General features: G+C 60.0%; 31 protein-coding genes. 30 read left to right on the top strand and 1 reads right to left on the bottom strand.

Annotated elements, in window-relative coordinates; translation table 11 throughout:
- Window positions 1-182: 182 nt before the first annotated feature.
- From rpsJ to bfr, 30 genes are all read left to right on the top strand, one after another.
- The gene (gene rpsJ, locus JHD77_RS17475) at window positions 183-494 is read left to right on the top strand and encodes a 30S ribosomal protein S10 (protein WP_003103876.1); all 312 of its coding nucleotides are present in this window, start codon (window positions 183-185) and stop codon (window positions 492-494) included.
- Between the two features lie 82 nt (window positions 495-576).
- Window positions 577-1,212: a 50S ribosomal protein L3 gene (rplC, locus tag JHD77_RS17480; RefSeq protein ID WP_003103877.1), complete on the top strand. Its 636-nt coding sequence runs from the start codon at window positions 577-579 to the stop codon at window positions 1,210-1,212.
- 13 nt (window positions 1,213-1,225) lie between these two features.
- Entirely contained in the window at window positions 1,226-1,828 is a 603-nt protein-coding gene (gene rplD / locus JHD77_RS17485) for a 50S ribosomal protein L4 (RefSeq protein WP_003093737.1), read from the top strand.
- Window positions 1,825-2,124 (top strand): 50S ribosomal protein L23, encoded by a 300-nt coding sequence (rplW, locus tag JHD77_RS17490; protein WP_003093736.1) that lies wholly within the window; start codon window positions 1,825-1,827, stop codon window positions 2,122-2,124. Before rplD ends, rplW begins: the two co-directional genes overlap by 4 nt.
- 11 nt (window positions 2,125-2,135) lie before the next feature.
- On the top strand, window positions 2,136-2,957 hold the full coding sequence (rplB, locus tag JHD77_RS17495; protein WP_003103878.1) for a 50S ribosomal protein L2: 822 nt from the start codon (window positions 2,136-2,138) through the stop codon (window positions 2,955-2,957).
- A 16-nt stretch (window positions 2,958-2,973) separates the two neighbouring features.
- Window positions 2,974-3,249 (top strand): 30S ribosomal protein S19, encoded by a 276-nt coding sequence (gene rpsS / locus JHD77_RS17500; RefSeq protein ID WP_003093734.1) that lies wholly within the window; start codon window positions 2,974-2,976, stop codon window positions 3,247-3,249.
- 12 nt (window positions 3,250-3,261) lie between these two features.
- Window positions 3,262-3,594, top strand: a complete 333-nt coding sequence (gene rplV, locus JHD77_RS17505; RefSeq protein WP_003103908.1) for a 50S ribosomal protein L22 — start codon at window positions 3,262-3,264, stop codon at window positions 3,592-3,594.
- Between the two features lie 12 nt (window positions 3,595-3,606).
- Window positions 3,607-4,293 (top strand): 30S ribosomal protein S3, encoded by a 687-nt coding sequence (gene rpsC, locus JHD77_RS17510; RefSeq protein WP_003093727.1) that lies wholly within the window; start codon window positions 3,607-3,609, stop codon window positions 4,291-4,293.
- A gap of 11 nt (window positions 4,294-4,304) precedes the next feature.
- On the top strand, window positions 4,305-4,718 hold the full coding sequence (gene rplP / locus JHD77_RS17515) for a 50S ribosomal protein L16 (protein ID WP_003093723.1): 414 nt from the start codon (window positions 4,305-4,307) through the stop codon (window positions 4,716-4,718).
- Window positions 4,718-4,909 carry a 50S ribosomal protein L29 gene (rpmC, locus tag JHD77_RS17520; protein ID WP_003093720.1) on the top strand — a complete coding sequence of 64 codons (192 nt, stop codon included), beginning with the start codon at window positions 4,718-4,720 and terminating at the stop codon, window positions 4,907-4,909. Before rplP ends, rpmC begins: the two co-directional genes overlap by 1 nt.
- A gap of 2 nt (window positions 4,910-4,911) precedes the next feature.
- Window positions 4,912-5,178: a 30S ribosomal protein S17 gene (gene rpsQ, locus JHD77_RS17525; RefSeq protein ID WP_003093717.1), complete on the top strand. Its 267-nt coding sequence runs from the start codon at window positions 4,912-4,914 to the stop codon at window positions 5,176-5,178.
- Window positions 5,179-5,201: 23 nt separating this feature from the next.
- A complete protein-coding gene (gene rplN, locus JHD77_RS17530) occupies window positions 5,202-5,570 on the top strand; it encodes a 50S ribosomal protein L14 (protein ID WP_003093714.1) in 369 nt (122 codons plus the stop codon).
- 12 nt (window positions 5,571-5,582) lie between these two features.
- Window positions 5,583-5,897, top strand: coding sequence for a 50S ribosomal protein L24 (rplX, locus tag JHD77_RS17535; protein ID WP_003093711.1), 315 nt, complete (start codon window positions 5,583-5,585; stop codon window positions 5,895-5,897).
- A gap of 19 nt (window positions 5,898-5,916) precedes the next feature.
- A complete protein-coding gene (gene rplE, locus JHD77_RS17540) occupies window positions 5,917-6,456 on the top strand; it encodes a 50S ribosomal protein L5 (RefSeq protein ID WP_003093703.1) in 540 nt (179 codons plus the stop codon).
- Window positions 6,457-6,469: 13 nt separating this feature from the next.
- Window positions 6,470-6,775, top strand: a complete 306-nt coding sequence (rpsN, locus tag JHD77_RS17545; RefSeq protein WP_003093701.1) for a 30S ribosomal protein S14 — start codon at window positions 6,470-6,472, stop codon at window positions 6,773-6,775.
- A gap of 189 nt (window positions 6,776-6,964) precedes the next feature.
- On the top strand, window positions 6,965-7,357 hold the full coding sequence (gene rpsH, locus JHD77_RS17550) for a 30S ribosomal protein S8 (RefSeq protein WP_003093700.1): 393 nt from the start codon (window positions 6,965-6,967) through the stop codon (window positions 7,355-7,357).
- 11 nt (window positions 7,358-7,368) lie between these two features.
- Complete coding sequence (gene rplF, locus JHD77_RS17555; RefSeq protein WP_003093699.1) at window positions 7,369-7,902, top strand: 50S ribosomal protein L6; 534 nt, start codon at window positions 7,369-7,371, stop codon at window positions 7,900-7,902.
- Window positions 7,903-7,912: 10 nt separating this feature from the next.
- A complete protein-coding gene (gene rplR, locus JHD77_RS17560) occupies window positions 7,913-8,263 on the top strand; it encodes a 50S ribosomal protein L18 (RefSeq protein WP_003093698.1) in 351 nt (116 codons plus the stop codon).
- Between the two features lie 3 nt (window positions 8,264-8,266).
- Complete coding sequence (gene rpsE, locus JHD77_RS17565) at window positions 8,267-8,767, top strand: 30S ribosomal protein S5 (RefSeq protein ID WP_003093697.1); 501 nt, start codon at window positions 8,267-8,269, stop codon at window positions 8,765-8,767.
- A gap of 2 nt (window positions 8,768-8,769) precedes the next feature.
- Window positions 8,770-8,946, top strand: a complete 177-nt coding sequence (rpmD, locus tag JHD77_RS17570; protein ID WP_003093696.1) for a 50S ribosomal protein L30 — start codon at window positions 8,770-8,772, stop codon at window positions 8,944-8,946.
- A gap of 3 nt (window positions 8,947-8,949) precedes the next feature.
- Complete coding sequence (rplO, locus tag JHD77_RS17575; RefSeq protein ID WP_003093695.1) at window positions 8,950-9,384, top strand: 50S ribosomal protein L15; 435 nt, start codon at window positions 8,950-8,952, stop codon at window positions 9,382-9,384.
- Window positions 9,385-10,713, top strand: a complete 1,329-nt coding sequence (gene secY / locus JHD77_RS17580) for a preprotein translocase subunit SecY (protein WP_003093694.1) — start codon at window positions 9,385-9,387, stop codon at window positions 10,711-10,713.
- A gap of 28 nt (window positions 10,714-10,741) precedes the next feature.
- The gene (rpmJ, locus tag JHD77_RS17585) at window positions 10,742-10,858 is read left to right on the top strand and encodes a 50S ribosomal protein L36 (protein WP_003093693.1); all 117 of its coding nucleotides are present in this window, start codon (window positions 10,742-10,744) and stop codon (window positions 10,856-10,858) included.
- Window positions 10,859-10,988: 130 nt separating this feature from the next.
- Window positions 10,989-11,345, top strand: coding sequence for a 30S ribosomal protein S13 (gene rpsM / locus JHD77_RS17590; protein ID WP_003093692.1), 357 nt, complete (start codon window positions 10,989-10,991; stop codon window positions 11,343-11,345).
- A gap of 18 nt (window positions 11,346-11,363) precedes the next feature.
- Window positions 11,364-11,753, top strand: coding sequence for a 30S ribosomal protein S11 (gene rpsK, locus JHD77_RS17595; RefSeq protein ID WP_003093689.1), 390 nt, complete (start codon window positions 11,364-11,366; stop codon window positions 11,751-11,753).
- A gap of 16 nt (window positions 11,754-11,769) precedes the next feature.
- A complete protein-coding gene (rpsD, locus tag JHD77_RS17600; RefSeq protein WP_003093678.1) occupies window positions 11,770-12,390 on the top strand; it encodes a 30S ribosomal protein S4 in 621 nt (206 codons plus the stop codon).
- 22 nt (window positions 12,391-12,412) lie between these two features.
- The gene (locus tag JHD77_RS17605; protein ID WP_003093675.1) at window positions 12,413-13,414 is read left to right on the top strand and encodes a DNA-directed RNA polymerase subunit alpha; all 1,002 of its coding nucleotides are present in this window, start codon (window positions 12,413-12,415) and stop codon (window positions 13,412-13,414) included.
- Window positions 13,415-13,457: 43 nt separating this feature from the next.
- Window positions 13,458-13,847, top strand: a complete 390-nt coding sequence (gene rplQ, locus JHD77_RS17610) for a 50S ribosomal protein L17 (RefSeq protein WP_003093672.1) — start codon at window positions 13,458-13,460, stop codon at window positions 13,845-13,847.
- A gap of 281 nt (window positions 13,848-14,128) precedes the next feature.
- Window positions 14,129-15,577, top strand: coding sequence for a catalase KatA (gene katA / locus JHD77_RS17615; RefSeq protein ID WP_003103909.1), 1,449 nt, complete (start codon window positions 14,129-14,131; stop codon window positions 15,575-15,577).
- 130 nt (window positions 15,578-15,707) lie between these two features.
- Entirely contained in the window at window positions 15,708-16,172 is a 465-nt protein-coding gene (bfr, locus tag JHD77_RS17620) for a bacterioferritin (RefSeq protein WP_003093668.1), read from the top strand.
- A 70-nt stretch (window positions 16,173-16,242) separates the two neighbouring features.
- On the opposite strand, the gene uvrA is transcribed toward bfr, so the two are convergent.
- A complete protein-coding gene (gene uvrA, locus JHD77_RS17625; protein ID WP_003093663.1) occupies window positions 16,243-19,080 on the bottom strand; it encodes an excinuclease ABC subunit UvrA in 2,838 nt (945 codons plus the stop codon).
- Window positions 19,081-19,100: the final 20 nt, after the last annotated feature.

Here is a 19,100-nt window from a genome sequence, read left to right on the forward strand (position 1 = left end):
GCGTGGTTGCCAAGATCATCGAGTAATCGCTGATCCTGTCATCAGAAAAGGGGCCCTCCGGGGCCCCTTTTTTCGTTCGTTGGTTAAATATTGACACCCTGTGGGGGCATCCGTACAATTGCGCCTCCTTTTAACGGGCGTAGTCCGTCCGTTGGGAATGGTAAATTGGAGTCTGAGGTCAAATGCAAAACCAACAAATCCGGATTCGGTTGAAGGCTTTTGACCATCGCCTGATCGATCAATCAACCCAGGAAATCGTGGAAACCGCGAAACGTACTGGTGCTCAGGTGCGTGGTCCAATCCCTCTGCCGACCCGCAAGGAACGTTTCACCGTGCTGATCTCTCCGCACGTCAACAAAGATGCGCGTGATCAGTACGAAATTCGTACACATAAGCGTGTACTGGACATCGTCCAGCCGACGGATAAAACCGTCGATGCGCTGATGAAGCTCGATCTTGCTGCAGGCGTTGAAGTACAGATCAGCCTCGGCTAATGCCTTCGGCATTGGTCGTGTAACGCTCTGAAATGGGCGGCCATAGCGGGTGAAAGCCCCGTACACTCAAGAGGTTTACAACATGACAATTGGTGTTGTCGGTCGTAAATGCGGCATGACCCGCATTTTCACCGAGGAAGGTGTCTCTATTCCGGTTACGGTCATCGAGGTCGAGCCGAATCGCGTCACCCAGTTCAAGACTGAAGAAACCGATGGCTACCGTGCAGTGCAAGTCACCGCCGGCGAGCGTCGTGCTTCTCGCGTTACCAAAGCGCAAGCTGGTCACTTTGCCAAGGCGAATGTCGCCGCCGGTCGCGGCGTGTGGGAATTCCGTCTGGGTGAAGAGCAGTATGCCGCTGGTGACCAGATCACTGTCGATCTGTTCCAGGCAGGCCAGATGGTAGACGTTACCGGCGAGTCCAAGGGTAAGGGCTTCGCGGGCACCATCAAGCGCTGGAACTTCCGTGGTCAGGATAACACCCACGGTAACTCCGTTTCCCACCGCGTCCCGGGTTCCATCGGCCAGTGCCAGACTCCTGGTCGAGTGTTCAAGGGCAAGAAAATGTCCGGTCATCTGGGTGCGGAGCGGGTAACCGTTCAATCCCTGGAGATCGTGCGCGTCGATGCTGAACGCAATCTGCTGCTGGTCAAGGGTGCCGTTCCCGGCGCTACCGGCGGTGATGTGATCGTGCGTCCGGCAGCCAAGGCTCGCGGTTAAGGGGGAAGCTGAGATGCAATTGAATGTGAACGGCGCTCAGGCTATCGAAGTCTCCGAGCGTACCTTTGGTGGCGAATTCAACGAGACCCTGGTGCACCAGGCAGTCGTGGCCTACATGGCTGGCGGCCGTCAGGGCAGCAAGGCGCAGAAGACTCGCTCCGAAGTCTCTGGTGGTGGCAAGAAGCCGTGGCGTCAGAAGGGCACCGGTCGTGCTCGCGCTGGCACCATCCGTAGCCCCATCTGGCGTGGGGGCGGCACCACTTTCGCCGCTAAACCGCGTAGCCACGAACAGAAGCTGAACAAGAAGATGTACCGCGCAGCACTGCGCTCCATCCTTGCCGAGCTCGTTCGTCTGGACCGTCTGGTCGTCGTTGCCGACTTCGCTGTCGATGCACCGAAAACCAAGGGCCTGGTTGCCAAGCTGGACACCCTGGGTCTGAAAGACGTGCTGATCGTGACCGATGGTGTCGACGAGAACCTGTACCTCGCTGCGCGCAACCTGGCGCACGTCGATGTACGTGATGTCCAAGGTTCCGACCCCGTCAGCCTGATCGCCTACGACAAGGTGCTGGTCACCGTGTCCGCCGTGAAGAAGTTCGAGGAGCTGCTGGGATGAACCAGGAACGCGTATTCAAAGTGCTGCTTGGTCCGCACATCTCCGAGAAAGCCACGGGTCTCGCGGACGGCAAGAGCCAATTCGTTTTCAAGGTTGCCACCGATGCAACCAAGCTGGAAATCAAGAAGGCCGTAGAAAGCCTGTTCAGCGTGAAGGTACAGCGCGTCACTACCCTGAACGTCAAGGGTAAGACCAAGCGCACCGCTCGCGGTCTGGGCAAGCGTAACGACTGGAAAAAAGCGTACATCGCTCTCCAGCCGGGCCAAGATCTCGATTTCGCCACCAGCGCTGAGTAAAGGGGTGCATCATGGCAATCGTTAAGTGCAAACCGACTTCCGCTGGTCGTCGCTTTGTCGTCAAGGTGGTGAATCAGGAGCTGCACAAAGGCGCTCCCTACGCACCGCTGCTGGAAAAGAAATCCAAGTCTGGCGGCCGTAACAACAACGGTCGTATCACCACCCGTCATATCGGTGGTGGTCACAAGCAGCACTACCGTCTGGTCGACTTCCGTCGCAACAAGGATGGCATCCCTGCCATCGTTGAGCGCGTCGAATACGATCCGAACCGCACTGCACACATCGCTCTGCTGAAGTATGCAGACGGCGAGCGTCGCTACATCATCGCCCCCAAGGGCGTTGCTGCAGGTGACCAGCTGATCTCCGGTATCGGTGCGCCGATCAAGGCAGGCAACAGCATGCCTCTGCGCAACATCCCGGTGGGTAGCACTGTTCATGGTATCGAGCTGAAGCCGGGTAAAGGCGCTCAGATCGCTCGCTCCGCTGGCGCTTCCGCCCAGCTGGTCGCGCGTGAAGGTGCGTACGTAACCCTGCGTCTGCGCTCCGGTGAAATGCGTAAAGTCCTGGCTGAGTGCCGTGCGACCCTGGGCGAAGTCTCGAACTCCGAGCACAGCCTGCGTTCGCTGGGTAAAGCCGGTGCTACGCGCTGGCGTGGTGTTCGCCCGACCGTTCGCGGCGTGGCGATGAACCCGGTCGACCACCCGCATGGTGGTGGTGAAGGCCGTACCTCTGCTGGTCGTCATCCGGTATCGCCGTGGGGTCTTCAGACCAAGGGTAAGAAGACTCGCTCGAACAAGCGTACCGATAACATGATCGTCCGCCGCCGCAAGTAAATAGAGGGATACCACAGTGCCACGTTCACTGAAAAAAGGTCCGTTTATCGATCTTCACCTGTTGAAGAAGGTCGAAGTCGCGGTGGAAAAGAACGACCGCAAGCCGATCAAGACCTGGTCGCGTCGTTCGATGATTCTGCCGCATATGGTTGGTCTGACCATCGCCGTGCACAACGGCCGTCAACACGTACCGGTTCTCGTCAACGAGGACATGGTCGGCCACAAACTGGGCGAGTTCGCCGCTACCCGCACCTACCGCGGGCATGCTGCGGACAAGAAAGCCAAGCGTTAAGGGGTAAGGAAGATGGAAGTAGCCGCTAAGCTGTCGGGCGCTCGTATCTCCGCCCAGAAAGCCCGCTTGGTCGCCGACCAGATCCGCGGGAAGAAGGTGGGCGAAGCGCTCAACCTCCTGGCTTTCAGCAGTAAGAAAGCCGCCGAGATCATGAAGAAAGTGCTGGAGTCGGCCGTTGCCAACGCTGAGCACAACGAAGGCGCCGATGTGGATGACCTGAAGGTCTCCACCGTCTTCGTCAACGAAGGTCGTTCGCTCAAGCGCATCATGCCGCGTGCCAAAGGCCGTGCTGATCGCATCGTGAAGCGGTCTTGCCATATCACGGTCAAGGTTGCGGACAAGTAACGGAGTCGACAGATGGGTCAGAAAGTACATCCCAATGGCATTCGCCTGGGTATCGTCAAGGAGCACACCTCCGTTTGGTACGCAGACCGCAAGAACTATGCGGATTACCTGTTTGCCGACCTGAAGGTGCGTGAGTACCTCCAAGACAAACTAAAAAGCGCGTCCGTAAGCCGTATCGATATTCATCGTCCGGCTCAAACCGCACGCATCACCATCCACACCGCTCGTCCCGGCATCGTGATCGGCAAGAAAGGTGAAGATGTTGAGAAACTGCGCCAGGACCTGACCAAGCAAATGGGTGTGCCCGTGCACATCAACATCGAGGAAATCCGCAAGCCGGAACTCGATGCCATGCTGGTTGCGCAGAGCGTAGCCCAGCAGCTGGAGCGTCGCGTAATGTTCCGTCGCGCCATGAAGCGCGCCGTACAGAACGCCATGCGCATTGGTGCCAAGGGCATCAAGATTCAGGTCAGCGGTCGTCTGGGTGGGGCTGAAATCGCCCGTACCGAATGGTATCGCGAAGGTCGTGTGCCCCTGCACACCCTGCGCGCCGATATCGACTATGCCACCTACGAAGCGCACACCACTTACGGTGTGATCGGTGTCAAGGTTTGGATCTTCAAGGGCGAGGTCATCGGTGGCCGCCAGGAAGAGCTGAAGCCGGTAGCACCCGCTCCTCGTAAAAAAGCTGCTAGGTAAGGAGTACGCAAATGCTGCAACCCAAGCGTACGAAGTTCCGCAAACAAATGACCGGCCACAACCGTGGTCTGGCTCATCGTGGTAGTAAGGTCAGCTTCGGTGAGTACGCACTGAAGGCCACTAGCCGTGGCCGCCTTACTGCTCGTCAGATCGAGTCCGCGCGTCGTGCGCTGACCCGTCACGTGAAGCGTGGCGGCAAGATCTGGATCCGCGTATTCCCTGACAAGCCTGTCACCAAGAAGCCCCTCGAAGTTCGTATGGGTAAAGGTAAGGGTGGGGTCGAGTACTGGGTAGCCCAGATCCAGCCGGGCAAGGTCCTGTACGAGATCGAGGGTGTTTCCGAAGAGCTGGCGCGTGAGGCTTTCGCCCTGGCTGCTGCAAAGCTGCCCCTCGCCACCTCCTTTGTTAAGCGGACGGTGATGTGATGAAAGCGAATGAACTTCGTGAAAAATCCGTTGAGCAGCTGAACGAGCAACTGCTCGGCCTGCTGCGCGACCAGTTCAATCTGCGCATGCAGAAAGCAACTGGCCAGTTGGGGCAGTCTCACCTGCTCTCGCAGGTTAAGCGCGACATCGCTCGCGTTAAAACTGTGCTCAATCAGCAAGCAGGTAAGTGATCATGGCTGAAGCTCAGAAAACCGTCCGTACGCTGACCGGCCGCGTCGTCAGCGACAAAATGGACAAGACCGTCACCGTACTGATCGAGCGTCGCGTCAAGCACCCGATTTACGGCAAATACGTCAAGCGTTCGACCAAACTGCACGCACACGACGAATCCAATCAGTGCCGCATTGGTGACCTGGTCACCATTCGCGAAACCCGTCCGCTGGCCAAGACCAAGGCCTGGACCCTGGTTGATATCGTTGAACGCGCGGTGGAAGTCTAAGGACTAGGGGTCGGAGAAATTATATGATTCAGACTCAATCCATGCTCGATGTCGCTGACAACAGCGGCGCGCGTCGTGTGATGTGCATCAAGGTGCTCGGCGGTTCCCACCGCCGTTACGCCGGCATCGGCGACATCATCAAGGTCACCGTCAAGGAAGCGATTCCGCGCGGCAAAGTGAAGAAGGGCCAGGTCATGACTGCCGTGGTCGTTCGCACCAAGCACGGCGTACGTCGTACCGACGGTTCCATCATCCGCTTCGACGGCAACGCCGCCGTCCTGCTGAACAACAAGCAGGAGCCGATCGGCACCCGTATCTTTGGGCCAGTGACTCGTGAACTCCGTACCGAGAAGTTCATGAAGATCGTCTCGCTCGCCCCCGAAGTGCTGTAAGGAGTAGCCGTCATGCAAAAGATTCGTCGTGACGACGAAGTAATCGTCATTGCCGGCAAGGACAAGGGCAAGCGTGGCAAGGTGCTGAAGGTTCTCGCTGACGACCGTCTGGTCGTCGGCGGGGTGAACCTGATCAAGCGCCACACCAAGCCCAATCCGATGCTCGGTCAACAGGGCGGTATCGTCGAGAAGGAGGCGCCTCTGCACGTCTCCAACGTCGCCATCTTCAATACTGAAACCAGCAAGGCTGACCGCGTTGGCTTCAAGGTAGAAGACGGTAAGAAAATTCGTGTCTTCAAGTCGACCCAGAAACCGGTTCAGGCTTGAGGCTGCTAGGTAGATCACCATGGCACGATTGAAAGAAATTTATCGGAAGGAAATCGCGCCCAAGCTGAAAGAAGAGCTTCAGCTGGCGAACGTGATGGAAGTTCCGCGCGTTACCAAAATCACCCTGAACATGGGTCTTGGCGAGGCGGTCGGTGACAAGAAGATCATCGAGAACGCCGTAGCCGATCTGGAAAAGATCACTGGTCAGAAGCCGGTCGTGACTTACGCTCGTAAGTCCATCGCAGGCTTCAAGATCCGTGAAGGCTGGCCGATCGGCGTCAAGGTCACCCTGCGTAGCGACCGGATGTACGAGTTCCTGGATCGTCTGCTGTCCATCTCCCTGCCGCGCGTGCGTGACTTCCGCGGCCTGAATGCCAAGTCCTTCGATGGTCGCGGCAACTACAGCATGGGCGTGAAAGAGCAGATCATCTTCCCGGAAATCGATTACGACAAGATCGATGCGCTGCGTGGCCTGGACATCACCCTGACCACCACCGCTCGTACGGATGACGAAGGTCGCGCCCTGCTGCGTGCTTTCAAATTCCCGTTCCGTAACTGATTGGAGTAGGAACATGGCTAAAGAGAGCATGAAGAACCGCGAGCTGAAGCGTCAGCTGACGGTAGCCAAGTACGCCAAGAAGCGTGCCGAGCTGAAAGCGATCATCGCTAATCCGAACTCCTCTGCGGAAGAGCGTTGGAATGCCCAGGTCGCCCTGCAGAAGCAACCGCGTGACGCCAGCGCCAGCCGCCTGCGTAACCGTTGCCGCCTGACCGGTCGTCCGCACGGCTTCTACCGCAAGTTCGGCCTGAGCCGTAACAAGCTGCGCGAAGCCGCCATGCGCGGCGACGTACCGGGTCTGGTGAAAGCCAGCTGGTAATCGCAGCGAACGGTGTCGCCAGTCGGCACCGTTGATCGCGACATCGAATCAAGCCCCTCATGGGGCTTGATTCGTTTTGGCGTGATCTCTAGAATACCCGGCTCCCCTGAGCCTGGGTTTGTTTCGCCTGGCGTTTATGGGCGAATTGAAGTTGAAGGCTTATTCTTTTGTATCAGGAGCGTTAAGCCCATGAGTATGCAGGACCCGTTAGCAGACATGCTAACTCGCATCCGTAATGCCCAGATGGCTGAAAAGACCGTCGTAAGCATGCCGTCCTCGAAACTGAAAGCGGCGGTAGCCAAAGTCCTGAAGGACGAAGGCTATATTGCGGATTTCCAGATCAGCTCGGAAGTAAAACCCCAGCTGTCCATCGAACTGAAGTACTTCGAAGGCAAGCCTGTCATCGAAGAGGTCAAGCGCATCAGCCGTCCTGGCCTGCGTCAGTACAAATCCGTTGAGCAACTGCCGAAAGTTCGTGGCGGCCTCGGTGTGTCGATCGTCTCCACCAACAAAGGTGTGATGACCGATCGTGCTGCCCGTGCTGCTGGTGTTGGCGGCGAAGTGCTCTGCACTGTGTTCTAAGGGGAATCAGCATGTCTCGCGTTGCTAAGAACCCCGTCAAGCTGCCTGCCGGCGTTGAAATCAAACTGGCTGGTCAGCAACTGTCCATCAAGGGCGCCAAAGGTGCTCTGGAGCTCAAGGTCCATCCTTCGGTCGAAGTGATCCAGGACAGCGGTGAGCTGCGTTTTGCTGCGCGTAACGGCGACCAGCAGACTCGCGCCATGGCTGGTACCACCCGTGCTCTGGTGAACAACATGGTAGTCGGCGTCAGCCAGGGCTTCGAGCGCAAGCTCCAGCTGGTCGGCGTTGGTTACAAAGCGCAGGCCAAGGGCCAAGTGCTGTCCCTGTCCCTCGGCTTCTCCCATCCGGTTGATTACGAACTGCCGGCCGGCATCGTCGCTGAGACCCCCAGCCAGACCGATATCCTGATCAAGGGTATCGACAAGCAGCTGGTCGGTCAGGTTGCTGCCGAAATTCGCGACTTCCGTCCGCCGGAGCCTTACAAAGGCAAGGGCGTGCGTTACGCCGACGAAGTCGTCCGTCGTAAAGAAGCCAAGAAGAAGTAGGGCATAGCAAATGAGCGTCAAGAAAGAAACCCGTCTGCGTCGCGCTCGCAAGGCACGCCTGAAGATGCGCGAGCTGGAAACCGTACGCCTCTGCGTGTACCGCTCTTCCCAGCACATTTACGCCCAGGTCATTGCGGCCGACGGCGGCAAGGTCCTGGCCAGCGCCTCGACCCTGGACAAAGACCTGCGCGAAGGTGCCACCGGCAACATCGATGCAGCCAAGAAAGTTGGTCAACTGGTCGCCGAGCGCGCCAAAGCGGCCGGCGTCACCCAGGTGGCGTTCGATCGTTCTGGCTTCAAGTACCACGGCCGTGTGAAAGCGCTGGCTGATGCCGCTCGTGAAGGCGGACTGGAGTTCTAAGTTATGGCAAACAACGAGCAAAAGCGCGACGAAGGCTACATCGAGAAGCTGGTTCAGGTTAACCGCGTCGCCAAAACCGTAAAAGGTGGCCGTATCTTCGCTTTCACCGCACTGACCGTGGTGGGTGATGGCAAGGGTCGCGTTGGTTTCGGTCGTGGCAAGGCGCGTGAAGTGCCGGCCGCCATCCAGAAAGCAATGGAAGCCGCTCGCCGCAACATGATCCAAGTCGATCTGAACGGCACCACCCTGCAGTATCCGACCAAGTCCGCCCATGGCGCCTCCAAGGTGTACATGCAGCCGGCTTCGGAAGGTACCGGCATCATCGCCGGCGGCGCCATGCGTGCCGTTCTGGAAGTGGCTGGTGTGCAGAACGTCCTGGCCAAGTGCTATGGCTCCACCAATCCGGTGAACGTGGTTTATGCCACCTTCAAGGGCCTGAAGAACATGCAGGCTCCGGAAGCAGTAGCGGCCAAGCGTGGCAAGAGCGTCGAGGAGATTCTCTAACCATGGCAACTGTCAAAGTCACTCTGGTCAAGAGCCTGAACGGCCGTCTGGCCAACCACAAGGCTTGCGTCAAGGGTCTCGGCCTGCGTCGCATCAATCATACCGTCGAAGTTCAGGACACTCCTGAGAACCGCGGCATGATCAACAAGGCCTACTACCTGCTGCGTGTGGAGGGTTAATCCATGCAACTGAACGATCTGCGTTCCGCGCCGGGTGCCCGTCGCGAAAAGCACCGTCCGGGCCGTGGCATCGGTAGCGGTCTGGGCAAGACCGGTGGCCGTGGTCACAAAGGTCTGACCTCCCGCTCCGGTGGCAAGGTCGCTCCGGGCTTCGAGGGTGGTCAACAGCCTCTGCACCGTCGCCTGCCGAAGTTCGGCTTCGTTTCCCTGAAGGCCATGGATCGTGCTGAAGTACGCACCTCCGAGCTGGCCAAGGTCGAAGGCGACGTCGTCAGCCTGCAGACCCTGAAGGATGCCAACCTGATCAACCAGCACGTACAGCGCGTCAAAGTCATGCTGTCCGGCGAAGTTGGTCGTGCGGTCACCCTGAAAGGTATCGCCGCCACCAAGGGTGCGCGTGCGGCTATCGAAGCAGCTGGCGGTAAATTCGAGGACTAAATGGCTAAGCAAGGTGCTCTCTCTGCGCTAAGCAACGGCGGTCTGTCCGAGCTCTGGGCACGTCTGCGTTTCCTGTTCCTGGCGATCATCGTCTATCGGATCGGCGCGCACATCCCAGTTCCGGGCATCAACCCCGATCGCTTGGCGGCACTGTTCCGGCAGAACGAGGGGACCATTCTTAGCCTCTTCAACATGTTTTCCGGCGGCGCGCTGGAGCGCATGAGTATCTTTGCACTGGGGATCATGCCGTACATCTCGGCATCGATCATCATGCAGCTCATGACCGCTATCAGCCCGCAGCTGGAGCAGTTGAAGAAAGAGGGTGAGTCTGGGCGTCGCAAGATCAGCCAGTACACCCGCTACGGTACTGTAGTCCTGGCACTGGTCCAGGCCATCGGCATGTCCGTTGGCCTGGGCAGCCAGGGCGTAGCCTTCTCCAACGACTTCGGCTTCTACTTCGTGGCTGTCACCACCTTCGTGGCTGGTGCCATGTTCATGATGTGGCTGGGCGAGCAGATCACCGAGCGCGGTGTCGGCAACGGCATCTCGATGTTGATCTTCGCTGGTATCGTTGCAGGCCTGCCGCGCGCCATCGGTCAGTCTTTCGAGTCTGCCCGTCAAGGTGACATCAACATCTTCGCCCTGATCGGCGTCGGCCTGCTGGCCGTGGCGATCATCGCGTTCGTGGTGTTCATCGAGCGTGGCCAGCGTCGCATCGCGGTGCATTACGCCAAGCGCCAGCAAGGCCGCAAGGTGTTTGCAGCGCAGACCAGCCATCTGCCGTTGAAGGTGAACATGGCGGGTGTGATTCCCGCGATTTTCGCCAGCAGTATCCTGCTGTTCCCGGCGTCCCTGGGCTCCTGGTTCGGTCAGTCGGAAGGCTTGGGTTGGTTGCAGGACGTCGCGCAAGCGATCGCTCCGGGGCAGCCGCTGAACATCTTGCTGTTCACTGCAGGGATCGTTTTCTTCTGCTTCTTCTATACAGCGCTGATGTTCAACCCGAAGGACGTGGCGGAGAACCTCAAGAAGTCCGGTGCATTTATTCCGGGCATCCGTCCGGGCGAACAGTCCGCTCGCTACATCGATGGCGTGCTGACCCGTTTGACCATGTTCGGTGCTCTGTACATGACGGCTGTCTGCCTGCTGCCCCAGTTCCTGGTGGTTGCGGCGCACGTGCCGTTCTATCTTGGCGGGACCTCGCTGTTGATCGTGGTCGTGGTTGTCATGGACTTTATGGCCCAGGTGCAATCTCACCTCGTTTCTCACCAGTATGAATCCCTGATGAAGAAAGCCAACCTGAAGGGCTACGGCAGCGGCATGCTGCGCTGATAGACCCGTAAGGTTCGAGGAGTTGGTGATGAAAGTTCGTGCATCGGTCAAGAAGCTTTGCCGTAACTGCAAAATCATCCGTCGCGATGGCATCGTGCGGGTGATCTGCAGCGCGGAACCGCGTCACAAGCAGCGCCAAGGCTGATTGTGATCCACGCGTGATAACCCGGCAGCTAGTGTGCTGCCGGGTTGATTATTTGCTATTACAGCGCTAATATCCGCGCCCTTTCTTGGCTTCCTGGGCGCAGGGTAGCTGTCAATTGGAGTTTTTCTGAATGGCCCGTATTGCAGGCGTCAACATTCCGGATAACAAGCACACTGTTATCTCGCTGACCTACATCTATGGTGTTGGTCGCACTACTGCTCAGAGCATCTGCGCAGCCACCGGCGTAAACCCGGCTGCCAAGATCAAGGACCTGAGCGACGAGCAGATCGATCAGCTGCGTAACGAAGTCGCGAAGATCACCACCGAAGGTGACCTGCGTCGCGAAATCAACATGAACATCAAGCGTCTGATGGACCTCGGTTGCTACCGCGGTCTGCGTCATCGTCGCGGTCTGCCGGTTCGCGGTCAGCGTACCAAGACCAACGCGCGTACCCGCAAGGGCCCGCGTAAGCCGATCCGCAAGTAATCGCGTAGGAATCTAGTCATGGCAAAACCTGCTGCTCGTCCCCGTAAGAAAGTCAAAAAGACAGTGGTCGATGGGATCGCCCACATCCACGCGTCTTTCAACAACACCATCGTGACCATCACCGACCGTCAGGGCAACGCACTGTCCTGGGCGACCTCCGGTGGTTCCGGTTTCCGCGGCTCGCGTAAGAGCACCCCGTTCGCTGCCCAGGTAGCGGCCGAGCGTGCCGGCCAGGCTGCCCTGGAATACGGTCTGAAGAACCTGGACGTCAACGTCAAGGGCCCGGGCCCGGGCCGCGAGTCCGCCGTTCGCGCTCTGAATGCTTGCGGCTACAAGATCGCCAGCATCACCGACGTAACCCCGATCCCGCATAACGGCTGCCGTCCGCCGAAAAAGCGTCGCGTGTAATAGGAGACAGTGAGAAATGGCTCGTTACATTGGTCCCAAGTGCAAACTGTCTCGCCGTGAAGGCACCGACCTGTTCCTGAAGAGCGGCGCCCGCGCCCTCGACTCGAAGTGCAAGGCTGAAAACGTTCCTGGCCAGCATGGCCAGCGTCGTGGCCGTCTGTCCGACTACGGTCTGCAGCTGCGTGAAAAGCAGAAAGTACGTCGCATCTACGGCGTGCTGGAGCGTCAGTTCCGCGGTTACTACCAGGAAGCTTCCCGTCGCAAGGGTTCTACCGGTGAGAACCTGCTGCAACTGCTCGAGTGCCGCCTGGACAACGTCGTATACCGCATGGGCTTCGGTTCCACTCGTTCGGAATCCCGCCAGCTGGTATCCCACAAGGCCATCACCGTCAACGGTCAGACCGTCAACATCCCTTCCTACCAAGTGAAGGCCGGTGACGTCGTAGCTGTTCGCGAAAAATCGAAGAACCAGCTGCGTATCGCTCAGGCTCTGGAACTCTGTGGCCAGCGCGGTCGCGTCGAGTGGGTCGAAGTCGACCTCGACAAGAAGGCTGGTACCTTCAAGAGTGCTCCGGCTCGCAGCGACCTGTCCGCTGATATCAACGAAAACCTGATTGTCGAGCTCTACTCCAAGTAAGGGCTAGAAAATAGGTGCATCCATGCAGAGTTCGGTAAATGAGTTCCTGACCCCCCGCCACATCGATGTGCAGGTGGTCAGTCAAACCCGCGCCAAGATCACGCTCGAGCCTCTCGAGCGTGGTTTTGGTCACACCCTGGGCAACGCGCTGCGTCGCATCCTGTTGTCCTCCATGCCTGGCTGCGCAGTGGTCGAGGCCGAGATCGACGGCGTACTCCACGAGTACTCGGCGATCGAAGGTGTGCAGGAAGATGTAATCGAGATCCTGCTGAACCTGAAAGGTCTGGCCATCAAGCTGCACGGTCGTGATGAAGTGACGCTGACCCTGGCTAAGAAGGGCTCGGGTGTTGTGACTGCTGCCGATATTCAGCTGGATCACGATGTTGAGATCATCAACGGTGACCACGTTATCGCCAACCTGGCAGACAACGGCGCGCTGAACATGAAGCTGAAGGTAGCTCGTGGCCGTGGCTACGAGCCTGCCGACGCACGTCAGAGCGATGAAGACGAAAGCCGCAGCATCGGCCGTCTGCAGCTCGACGCATCGTTCAGCCCGGTCCGTCGTGTCTCCTACGTGGTGGAAAACGCCCGTGTCGAGCAGCGCACCAACCTGGACAAACTGGTCCTGGACCTGGAAACCAACGGCACCCTGGATCCCGAAGAGGCTATCCGTCGCGCCGCTACCATCCTGCAACAGCAGCTGGCAGCGTTCGTGGACCTCAAGGGCGACAGCGAACCCGTCGTTGAAGAGCAGGAAGACGAGATCGATCCGATCCTCCTGCGCCCGGTCGATGACCTGGAACTGACCGTACGTTCGGCCAACTGCCTGAAGGCGGAAAACATCTACTACATCGGTGACCTGATCCAGCGCACCGAAGTGGAGCTGTTGAAAACGCCGAACCTGGGCAAGAAGTCCCTGACCGAAATCAAGGACGTTCTGGCTTCCCGTGGTCTGTCCCTCGGTATGCGCCTCGATAACTGGCCGCCGGCAAGTCTTAAGAAAGACGACAAGGCCACTGCCTGATCGTCGTAACTACCGAACGTAAAGTTTGGAAAGGAATTGAACCATGCGCCATCGTAAAAGTGGTCGTCACCTGAGCCGCACCAGCGCGCACCGCAAGGCTATGTTCCAGAACATGGCGGTGTCGCTGTTCGAACACGAACTGATCAAAACCACCCTGCCCAAGGCCAAGGAACTGCGTCGCGTTGCCGAGCCGCTGATCACCCTGGCCAAGGAAGACAGCGTCGCCAACCGTCGCCTGGCTTTCGACCGTACCCGTTCGAAAGCTGCCGTTGGCAAGCTGTTCAACGACTTGGGCAAGCGCTACGCCAACCGTCCGGGCGGCTACCTGCGCATCCTGAAGTGCGGTTTCCGCGCTGGCGACAACGCCCCCATGGCGTACGTCGAGCTGGTTGATCGTCCTGTCGGCGGTGAAGTCGTAGAAGCTGCCGAATAAGGCATCTGCTGCACAAGAAACCGGGCCTAGGCCCGGTTTTTTTATTACCTGCCTTAAAGTTTTTATCTATCGGCTCGCTGTCTTTAATAAATTGGATTGCGGGAGGGCTGTCATTCATCCTTAACCTGCTTTTACGAAAAGCTACGTTCGGATAAGCGAGATCAATGCAAAGGGCGCTTGGTTCAGCCGACAGGTTGTCCTCCGCCAATCCCTGGTCCACGCTGATGATTTCCGTGTAGCCGCTTCGCTTCATAGCACGTTAGCCGTTGAGGAGAGAGTAAATGGAAGAGAAGACCCGCCTGACCACTGCCGCTGGCGCACCGGTGGTCGATAACCAGAACGTGCAGACCGCCGGTCCGCGTGGCCCGATGTTGCTGCAGGACGTGTGGTTCCTCGAGAAGCTCGCCCACTTCGATCGCGAAGTGATCCCCGAGCGACGCATGCATGCGAAAGGCTCCGCGGCCTACGGCACCTTCACCGTCACCCATGACATCACCCCCTACACCCGGGCGAAGATCTTCTCCCAGGTCGGCAAGAAGACCGATATGTTCCTGCGCTTCTCCACCGTCGCCGGTGAGCGTGGCGCGGCGGATGCCGAGCGAGACATCCGCGGCTTCTCCATGCGTTTCTACACCGAGCAGGGCAACTGGGACCTGGTCGGCAACAACACCCCGGTGTTCTATCTGCGCGACCCGCTCAAGTTCCCCGATCTCAACCACGTGGTGAAGCGTGACCCGCGCACCAACCTGCGCAATGCGACCTTCAAGTGGGACTTTTTCTCTCACCTCCCTGAGTCGCTGCATCAGTTGACCATCGACTTCAGCGACCGCGGTCTGCCGAAGAGCTATCGGCACATCCATGGTTTCGGCAGCCATACCTTCAGCTTCATCAATGCGAACAACGAGCGCTTCTGGGTCAAGTTCCACTTCAAGACCCAACAGGGCATCGAGAACCTGACCAACGCCGAGGCTGCCGAAGTGATCGCCCAGGACCGCGAGAGTTCGCAGCGCGACTTGTACGAGAGCATCGAGAAAGGCGACTTCCCCCGCTGGAAGATGTACGTGCAGATCATGCCCGAGAAGGAAGCGGCCACCTATCGCTACAACCCGTTCGACCTGACCAAGGTCTGGCCCCACGGCGACTACCCGTTGATCGAAGTGGGCTTCTTCGAGCTGAACCGTAACCCGGACAACTACTTCGCCGAGGTCGAGCAGGCCGCTTTCACGCCGGCCAACGTGGTGCCCGGTATCGGTTTCTCGCCGGACAAGATGCTCCAGGGCCGTCTGTTCTCCTACGGCGACGCCCATCGCTATCGCCTGGGCGTCAACCACCACCAGATCCCGGTGAACGCCGCGCGTTGCCCGCACCAGGTCTACCACCGCGACGGCGGCATGCGGGTGGACGGCAACAACGCCCATCAGCGCGTCACCTACGAGCCGAACAGCTTCAACCAGTGGCAGGAGCAGCCTGACTTCTCCGAGCCGCCGCTGAGCCTGGAGGGCGCGGCGGACCACTGGAACCACCGGGTGGACGACGACTACTACAGCCAGCCCGCCGCGCTGTTCCATCTGTTCACCGACGAGCAGAAGCAGCGGCTGTTCGCCAACATCGCCGAAGACATCCGCGATGTACCGGAACAGATCCAGCGTCGCCAGATCGGCCTGTTCCTCAAGGTCGACCCGGCCTACGGCAAAGGCGTCGCCGACGCCCTCGGCCTGAAGCTGGACTGATGGCCTGATGAGGCCCCCGGCCCCCTTCCTAGGAAGGGGGCTTTTTTATCTGCATTGGCTTGACCCGGATCAGGCGGAGCCGGGAGCATATGCGGCTAGATTCCTAGTTTTCTCCAGGGAGAGCCCCCCGATGCAAGGCCATCCGGAAGTCATCGATTACCTCAACACGCTGCTGACCGGCGAGCTGGCCGCGCGCGACCAGTACTTCATCCACTCGCGCATGTACGAGGACTGGGGCTTCAGCAAGCTCTACGAGCGCCTCAACCACGAGATGGAGGAGGAGACCCAGCACGCCGACGCCCTGCTGCGCCGTATCCTCCTGCTCGAAGGTACGCCGCGCATGCGTCCCGACGATATCCACCCGGGCACCACGGTGCCGGAGATGCTCGAGGCCGACCTCAAGCTCGAGCGCCATGTCCGCGCCGCGCTGGCCAAGGGCATCGCCCTCTGCGAGCAGCATAAGGACTTCGTCAGCCGCGACATCCTCAAGGCCCAGTTGGCCGACACCGAGGAAGACCACGCCTACTGGTTGGAGCAACAGCTTGGCCTGATCGCCAGGATGGGCCTGGAGAACTACCTGCAGTCGCAGATCTGACCCTACCCGCGGATACGAAAAAGCCCCTGCGCCTCACGGCCGCAGGGGCTTTTTCATGAGCGCCCGGCAATCAGGCGCGATCGCGTTCCAGCAGCGGCTTGAGGAAGTGGCCGGTGTGCGACTGGGGCATCTCGGCCACCTGCTCTGGCGTGCCGTTGGCGATGATCTGGCCACCCTTGGAGCCGCCCTCGGGGCCGAGGTCGACCAGCCAGTCGGCGGTCTTGATCACGTCCAGGTTGTGCTCGATCACCACCACGGTGTTGCCGTGGTCGCGCAGGCGGTGGAGCACGTCGAGCAGTTGCTGGATGTCGGCGAAGTGCAGGCCGGTGGTCGGTTCGTCGAGGATGTACAGGGTCTTGCCGGTGTCGCGCTTGGACAGCTCGCGGGACAGCTTGACCCGCTGTGCCTCGCCGCCCGAGAGGGTGGTCGCGCTCTGGCCCAGCTTGATGTAGGACAGGCCGACGTCCATCAGTGTCTGCAGCTTGCGCGCCAGGGCGGGGACGGCGTCGAAGAACTCGCGGGCTTCCTCGATGGTCATCTCCAGCACCTCGTGGATGCTCTTGCCCTTGTAGCGGATCTCCAGGGTCTCGCGGTTGTAGCGCTTGCCCTTGCAGACGTCGCAGGGAACGTAGATGTCCGGCAGGAAGTGCATCTCCACCTTGATCACGCCGTCGCCCTGGCAGGCCTCGCAACGGCCGCCCTTGACGTTGAACGAGAAGCGGCCGGGACCGTAGCCGCGCGAGCGGGCCTCCGGCACGCCGGAGAACAGTTCGCGGATCGGCGTGAACAGGCCGGTATAGGTCGCCGGGTTGGAGCGCGGGGTACGACCGATCGGGCTCTGGTCGATGTCGACCACCTTGTCCAGGTGCTGCAGGCCGTCGAACGAGTCGTACGGCGCCACTTCCAGGGTAGTCGCGCCGTTCAGCGCGGTGGCGGTGATCGGGAACAGGGTGTTGTTGATCAGCGTCGACTTGCCGGAGCCCGAGACCCCGGTGATGCAGGTGAACAGGCCGACCGGGATTTCCAGGTTGACGTTCTGCAGGTTGTTGCCGCGGGCGCCTTTCAGCTTCAGCAGCTTCTTCTTGTCGCGCGGGGTGCGCTTGGCCGGAACCGCGATTTTCTTGCGCCCGGAAAGGTACTTGCCGGTCAGCGAGTCGGGGTGGTTCATCACCTGGTCGGGCGTACCTTCCGCCACTACCTGGCCGCCGTGCACGCCGGCCCCCGGACCGATGTCGACGACGTAGTCGGCGAGTCGGATCGCGTCCTCGTCGTGCTCGACCACGATCACCGTGTTGCCGAGGTTGCGCAGGTGGGTGAGGGTGCCGAGCAGGCGCTCGTTGTCGCGTTGGTGCAGGCCGATCGAGGGTTCGTCGAGGATGTACATCACTCCCACCAGGCCGGCGCCGATCTGGCTGGCCAGGCGGATGCGCTGGGCTTCGCCGCCGGACAGGGTGTCGGCGCTGCGGTCGAGGGTCAGGTAGTCGAGGCCGACGTTGACCAGGAATTGCAGGCGGTCGCGGATTTCCTTGAGGATCTTCGCCGCGATCTCGCCACGGCGGCCGGTCAGGCTCAGTCCGGCGGCATACTCGCAGGCTTCGCCGACCGGCATCGCGGTGATCGCCGGCAGCGTCCGGTCGCCGACCCACACATGCCGCGCCTCGCGGCGCAGGCGGGTACCGTGGCAATCCGGGCAGGGCTGGGTGCTGAGGAACTTGGCCAGCTCCTCGCGGACCGTGGCCGACTCGGTCTCGCGGTAGCGCCGCTCAAGGTTCGGCAGGATGCCTTCGAAGGGGTGCGAGCGCTTGACGATGTCGCCGCGGTCGTTGAGATAGCGGAAGTCGACGTTTTCCCGGCCGGAGCCGTAGAGCACCACCTTCTGGTGTTCGGCGCCGAGTTCGTCGAAGGGTTCTTCCAGGCTGAAGCCGTAATGCTGGGCCAGCGAACCGAGCATCTGGAAGTAATAGACGTTGCGCCGGTCCCAGCCGCGGATCGCGCCCTCGGCCAGGGTCAACTCGCCGTTGACCACCCGGCGCGCGTCGAAGAATTGCTTCACGCCGAGGCCGTCGCAGGTCGGACAGGCGCCGGCCGGGTTGTTGAAGGAGAACAGCTTGGGTTCCAGCTCGCTGATAGAGTGGCCGCAGACCGGGCAGGCGAAGCGCGCCGAGAAGATGATCTCCTCGACATCCTCGTCCTCGTCCATCGGTGCTACCAGGGCGATACCGTCGGCCAGGGACAGGGCGGTCTCGAACGACTCGGCCAGGCGTTGCTGGAGGTCCGCGCGAACCTTGAAGCGGTCCACCACCACATCGATGCTGTGCTTCTTCTGCTTATCCAGTTTCGGCACTTCGTCGAGTTCGTAGAGCTTGCCGTCGACCCGGGCGCGGACGAAGCCCTGCGCGCGCATCTCGTCGAACACCGCCAGGTGCTCGCCCTTGCGCTCGCGGATCACCGGCGCCAGCAGCATCAGCTTGCTGCCTTCCGGCAGGGCCAGGACCTGGTCGACCATCTGGCTGACGGTCTGCGCCTCCAGCGGGATGTCGTGGTCCGGGCAGCGCGGGGTACCGACGCGGGCATAAAGCAGGCGCAGGTAGTCGTAGATCTCGGTGATCGTACCCACGGTGGAGCGTGGGTTGTGGGAAGTGGACTTCTGTTCGATGGAAATCGCCGGCGACAGCCCTTCGATGGTGTCCACGTCCGGCTTCTCCATCATCGACAGGAACTGCCGGGCGTAGGCCGAGAGGGATTCCACGTAGCGCCGCTGGCCTTCCGCATAGAGCGTGTCGAAAGCCAGGGAAGACTTGCCGGAACCGGAAAGGCCGGTAATCACGATCAGTTTGTCGCGTGGCAGTGTGAGGTCGACGTTCTTCAGGTTGTGGGTACGCGCCCCACGAATCAGGATCTTATCCACAGCGGCCTCGCATGGCGGGC

Source organism: Pseudomonas sp. P20 (assembly GCF_016463925.1).
Taxonomy (GTDB): domain Bacteria; phylum Pseudomonadota; class Gammaproteobacteria; order Pseudomonadales; family Pseudomonadaceae; genus Pseudomonas; species Pseudomonas aeruginosa.